The sequence below is a fragment of the Micromonospora sp. NPDC049580 genome (assembly GCF_040675595.1).
Lineage (GTDB): Bacteria > Actinomycetota > Actinomycetes > Mycobacteriales > Micromonosporaceae > Micromonospora.
Map to the genome: position 1 here is coordinate 1 of NZ_JBFAPG010000440.1, position 5340 is coordinate 5340.

Consider the following 5340-nt stretch of genomic DNA (forward strand, 5'->3'; position numbering starts at 1 on the left):
GTGGGGGGTGCCGCCAGCCGCGGGGGGGGGGGCCCCCACCCCCCCCGGGGGGGGGGCCCCCCGTGGGGGCCCGCGCAGGCCCGACCGCCGGGGTGCCGGGCGAGTTCGCCCGGCACCCCTTCGCGTACGCGTCAGTCAGCGGCGGCCGACGGTGAGCACCGGCTTGGTGACCTCGGCGAAGAAGTCGTTGCCCTTGTCGTCGACCACGATGAAGGCCGGGAAGTCCTCCACCTCGATCTTCCAGACCGCCTCCATGCCCAGCTCCGGATATTCGAGCACCTCGACGTGCTTGATGCAGTCCTGGGCGAGGCGGGCCGCGGGGCCGCCGATCGAGCCGAGGTAGAAGCCTCCGTGCTGCTGGCAGGAGCGGGTCACCTGACCGGACCGGTTGCCCTTGGCCAGCATCACCTGCGAGCCACCGGCGGCCTGGAACTTCTCCACGTACGCGTCCATCCGCCCGGCCGTGGTCGGGCCGAACGAGCCGGACGCGTACCCCTCGGGGGTCTTCGCCGGGCCGGCGTAGTAGACCGCGTGGTCGCGCAGGTACTGCGGCATCGGCTCACCGGCGTCCAACCGCTCGGCGATCTTGGCGTGGGCGATGTCGCGGGCCACCACCAGCGGGCCGGACAGCGACAGTCGGGTCTTCACCGGGTACTTGGACAGCTCGGCGCGGATCTCGTCCATCGGCCGGTTCAGATCGACCCGGACGACCACCTCGGAGTCGAGCGAGTCGTCGGTGACGTCGGGCAGGAACCGTGCCGGGTCGGTCTCCAGTCGCTCCAGCCAGACGCCCGACGGGGTGATCTTGGCGACGGCCTGCCGGTCGGCCGAGCAGGAGACGGCGATCGCCACCGGGCACGAGGCGCCGTGTCGGGGCAGCCGGACCACCCGCACGTCGTGGCAGAAGTACCGGCCGCCGAACTGCGCGCCGATGCCGAAGTTACGGGTCAGCTCCAGCACCTCCGCCTCCAGCTCCAGGTCCCGGAAGCCGTGGGCGCTCATCGAACCCTGCGTCGGGAGAGCGTCCAGGTACTTCGCGGAGGCGTACTTCGCGGTCTTCAGCGCGTACTCGGCGGAGGTGCCGCCGATGACGATGGCCAGGTGGTACGGCGGGCAGGCGGCCGTGCCGATCAGCCGCAGCTTCTCCTCCAGGAACTGCATCATCCGCGTCGGGTTGAGCAGCGCCTTGGTCTCCTGGTAGAGGTACGACTTGTTGGCCGAGCCGCCACCCTTGGCCATGAACAGGAACTTGTACGCGTCGGGGTGCCCGTTCGGGTCCTCGGCGTACAGGTCGACCTGGGCCGGCAGGTTGCTGCCGGTGTTCCGCTCGTCCCACATGGTCAGCGGGGCGAGCTGGGAGTAGCGCAGGTTGAGCCTCGTGTACGCCTGGTAGACGCCCCGCGAGATGGCCTCGGCGTCGGCGCCGTCGGTCAGCACGTGCCGGCCACGCTTGCCCATCACGATCGCGGTGCCGGTGTCCTGGCACATCGGCAGCACCCCGCCGGCGGCGATGTTGGCGTTGCGCAGCAGGTCCAGCGCGACGAACCGGTCGTTCGGCGACGCGGCCGGGTCGTCGATGATCGCCCGGAGCTGGGCCAGGTGCGCCGGGCGCAGGAAGTGCGCGATGTCGTGCATCGCCTCGGCGGTCAGCGCGGTGAGCGCGGCCGGCTCCACGGTGAGGAAACGACGGCCCCCCGGGCCGTGTACGACGTCCACGCCCTCGTCGGTGACCAGGCGATAGTCCGTCTGGTCGGGACCGGTCGGCAGCAGAGGGGCGTACGAGAATGCGGCGGCACTGCTCATGAGCGGCAAGCCTAGGGCAGACCGGTCGATCATTCCCACCCGCCGGGCAGGGTCTGGGACGCCGCTCTCATCCTCCGAGGTCCGCCGCGCTCCGCGCACCGACGTCCCGCCCGCTCAGCCGTCCTTGCCGCCGTCGGGATCGGGACACAGCTCACCCTTGGGCCCGCAGTCACCGTCGCCGTCGTTGCCCCGCCCGGGGCCGGTGCCGCCGGGGCCGGGGTTGCCACCATCGCCGGGAGGCGGGACGGGGGTGCCCCCGGTGGCGCCGAAGCGGACGTACCCGATCTCCCGCCCCTCACCGATGATCATTCCCTGCGAACCGACGGCGAGGGCGTTCGCGGAGGTCCGCAGCACGGCCAGTTCCCGGCCGCTGCGCGGGTCGAGGGCGACCAACCTCGACGGCTTCTCGTCGGCGAGCACCGCCGCGTACGGGGTGAGCGCGGCGCCGGCCTTGGCACTGGCCGGACGGGTCCACCGCACCCGGTCGGCGCCGAGTTCACGGGACACCACCGAGCGCTTGTCCGCGGAGCGGAACACCGCGTAACGGTCGTCGACCGCGACGAGCTTGGTGCTCGCCTCGCCGACCCAGAGCAGCCGCCCGTCGTACCCGTCGATGACCGCCTCGCGGCCGTCCGAACCCACGCCGATCAGGACGTTGCGCGCTCCCTGCGGGTCCTCGCGCTGGACGCAGCCGGCGGTGTCGGCGGTGCGCAGGTTGACCCCGGCCCGCTGCCACGCCTCCTGCCCCGTCGCCGGGTCCCGCGCCGAGATGGCGAAGTAGCAGGTGCCGTCCTGGGAGCGGGCGGCGATCCGCAGCATCCGGCCGCCCACCACGGAGAGCCGCTCGTCCCGGCCCGGCTCGACGTTCTGCAGCACCCGGCCGGTGGCGGTGTCCACGACGTGCACCCGGCCGTCGACCGGGAAGCCGAGCAGCGGAGGCACCGGCTCCGGCCCGGCCACCCCGTCGTCGACGCGGGTGGCGGTGAGCCGGCGGGTGCCGCGCAGGCCGGGGTTGTCGGCGAGCAGGCCGCTGTGCACGCCGGGCAGGAAGGCCGTCCACAGTGGGGCGGTGCCCCGGGGGTCCCACGCGCTCAGGGTGCAGTCGGTGGCATCCGTGCAGCGGGCGTCCAGCAGCAGGTTGCGGTACGTCCACACGGCCACGGCGTCGTCGTCGCGTCGCCGGGTCGCCCCGGTGGTCGGGTCGAGCAGTTCGTACCCCTTGACCAGGAGCTTGCCCACGGCGACGACCGGGTCGCGGTCGCCGCCCGCGACCGCCGACCAGTCCGCCTTGCGTTCCCAGAGCTGGGCGCCGGTGGCCAGGCTGCGGGCCTCCACCCGGGTGCGCTGCTCGACGACGACGGCGTCGCCGGCGATGGTCACGCTGCGCGGGGTGCCGCCGACCCGCTGCTGCCAGACCACGTCCGGCTCGGAGATGGGTTCGCTGCGGTCCACCCACTCCCACAGGCCGGGGAACGGGTTCCACACGCCGGTGGCGGCGAGGGCGACGACCACGGCGAGGCCGAGCAGCAGCCCACCGCGCACGCTCCCCTTCGCCACCCGCACACCGTAGCCACGATCACGGATCTTCCGTACGCCCCGCGCCGCCGTGTCGCCGCGCTTTCTGGGCCCGGAGGTGTTACGTGGGTGTTCGTCCCTCGGCCCGGACGGCGCTGCGGACCAGGGGCAGCGTGCGGTAGGGAATCTGCTCGGCCAGCGCGATGATCGTCGACGCGCGGGTGATGCCGGCGGACGAGACGATCTGGTCGATGACCCGTTGCAGGTCGGTGTTGGAGCGGGCCACGATCCGGCAGAGCAGGTCGCTGGAGCCGGTGATGGTGTGCGCCTCCAGCACCTCGGGGATCGCCGCGAGGTGAGCGGTGACCGGGTCGTGGCCCTGCCGTTGACTGATCTCCAGCGTGACGAAGCTGGTCACCCCGAACCCGATCGCGGCCGGCGAGATCTCCGGGCCGAAGCCACCGATGACACCCCGGTCGACCAGCTTGTCCAGCCGGGCCTGCACGGTGCCCCGGGCCACGCCGAGCCGCCGGGAGCACTCCAGCACCCCGATCCGCGGCTCCTCGGCGAGCAGTTCGACCAATCGCACGTCGAGCGCGTCGAGCTGCACAGCTTGCTCACCCTTCACGGGTCAAGACCATACCGAATGCACAACCTGACCAGCATTTACACCGACAGTTGCCCACTCGACGCCCGCACCGCGATCCTTCGGTCAAGAACCGGCCCACGAGGCCGGCCGGTACGCGAGGGAGGCCACCATGACCCAGGCGATCGACCGACCCCAGTCGACCGAGGACGTCGACGTCGACCGGCTCGTCGGCGCTGTCGACCACGACATCAGCCACGACCCGTTCCCCGTCCGTGGGCTCGACCACGTGCACTTCCTGGTCGGCAACGCCAAGCAGGCCGCCCACTACTACTCCACCGCCTTCGGCATGACCTGCGTGGCGTACCGGGGCCCGGAGCAGGGCTACCGCGACCACGCCCAGTACGTGCTGACCAGCGGCTCGGCCCGGTTCGTGCTGACCGGCGCGGTCCGCCCGGACGCCGACGGCGCCGAGCACGTGGCGAAGCACAGCGACGGGATCAGCGACATCGCGCTGGAGGTGCCGGACGTCGACGCCGCGTACGCGCACGCCGTCGCCCAGGGCGCCACCGGCGTCGTCGAGCCCCACGAGGTGAGCGACGAGAACGGCACCGTCCGGATGGCCGCCATCGCGGCGTACGGCGACACCCGGCACACCCTGGTCGACCGCTCCCGCTACCGCGGCCCGTTCCTGCCCGGCTTCGTGGCCCGCGGCCCGATCGTGGACCGGCAGCCGATGATCGACGCCGGCCTCCAGCCGAAGCGGTTCTTCCAGGCCGTCGACCACGTGGTCGGCAACGTGGAGCTGGGCCGGATGGACGAGTGGGTCGAGTTCTACAAGCGGGTGATGGGCTTCTCCAACATGGCGGAGTTCATCGGCGACGACATCGCCACCGACTACTCGGCGCTGATGAGCAAGGTCGTGGCGAACGGCACCCGCAAGGTGAAGTTCCCGCTCAACGAGCCGGCCATCGCCCGCAAGAAGTCGCAGATCGACGAGTACCTGGAGTTCTACCAGGGCCCCGGCGCCCAGCACATCGCCGTCGCCACCAACGACATCGTGGCCAGTGTCGACGCGATGCGCGCCGCCGGCATGGAGTTCCTGGACACCCCGGACTCGTACTACGAGGACCCGGAGCTGCGCGCCCGGATCGGCAACGTGCGGGTGCCGATCGAGGAGCTCAAGGCCCGCAAGATCCTCGTCGACCGGGACGAGGACGGCTACCTGCTCCAGATCTTCACCAAGCCGGTGCAGGACCGCCCGACCGTCTTCTTCGAGCTGATCGAGCGGCACGGCTCGCTGGGCTTCGGCAAGGGCAACTTCAAGGCCCTCTTCCAGGCCATCGAGCGGGAGCAGGAAGCCCGCGGCAACCTGTAACACTGTCGAGCGTGACGCAGCCTCCGCCGTACCCGACGCCGCCGGTCGGTGGGCCTCC

General features: G+C 71.9%; 4 protein-coding genes. 1 reads left to right on the forward strand and 3 read right to left on the reverse strand.

All coding sequences use genetic code 11. From position 1 onward, the window contains the following. Positions 1-135 precede the first annotated feature (135 nt). From AB0J68_RS26290 to AB0J68_RS26300, 3 genes are all read right to left on the reverse strand, one after another. Positions 136-1803, reverse strand: coding sequence for a fumarate hydratase (locus AB0J68_RS26290; RefSeq protein WP_363940894.1), 1668 nt, complete (start codon positions 1801-1803; stop codon positions 136-138). Between the two features lie 114 nt (positions 1804-1917). Next, entirely contained in the window at positions 1918-3333 is a 1416-nt protein-coding gene (locus AB0J68_RS26295) for a PQQ-binding-like beta-propeller repeat protein (protein WP_363940897.1), read from the reverse strand. Positions 3334-3439: 106 nt separating this feature from the next. Then, on the reverse strand, positions 3440-3946 hold the full coding sequence (locus AB0J68_RS26300; protein ID WP_355065001.1) for an Lrp/AsnC family transcriptional regulator: 507 nt from the start codon (positions 3944-3946) through the stop codon (positions 3440-3442). 130 nt (positions 3947-4076) lie between these two features. Here AB0J68_RS26300 and hppD point away from each other — a divergent pair, with 130 nt between their 5' ends. Then, on the forward strand, positions 4077-5282 hold the full coding sequence (hppD, locus tag AB0J68_RS26305) for a 4-hydroxyphenylpyruvate dioxygenase (protein ID WP_354857418.1): 1206 nt from the start codon (positions 4077-4079) through the stop codon (positions 5280-5282). Positions 5283-5340 lie beyond the last annotated feature (58 nt).

Excerpts from the sequence above, each read along its gene's own strand:
- AB0J68_RS26290 (WP_363940894.1), bottom strand. The coding sequence starts at position 1,803 with ATGAGCAGTGCCGCCGCATTCTCGTACGCCCCTCTGCTGCCGACCGGT.
- hppD (WP_354857418.1), top strand. The coding sequence starts at position 4,077 with ATGACCCAGGCGATCGACCGACCCCAGTCGACCGAGGACGTCGACGTC.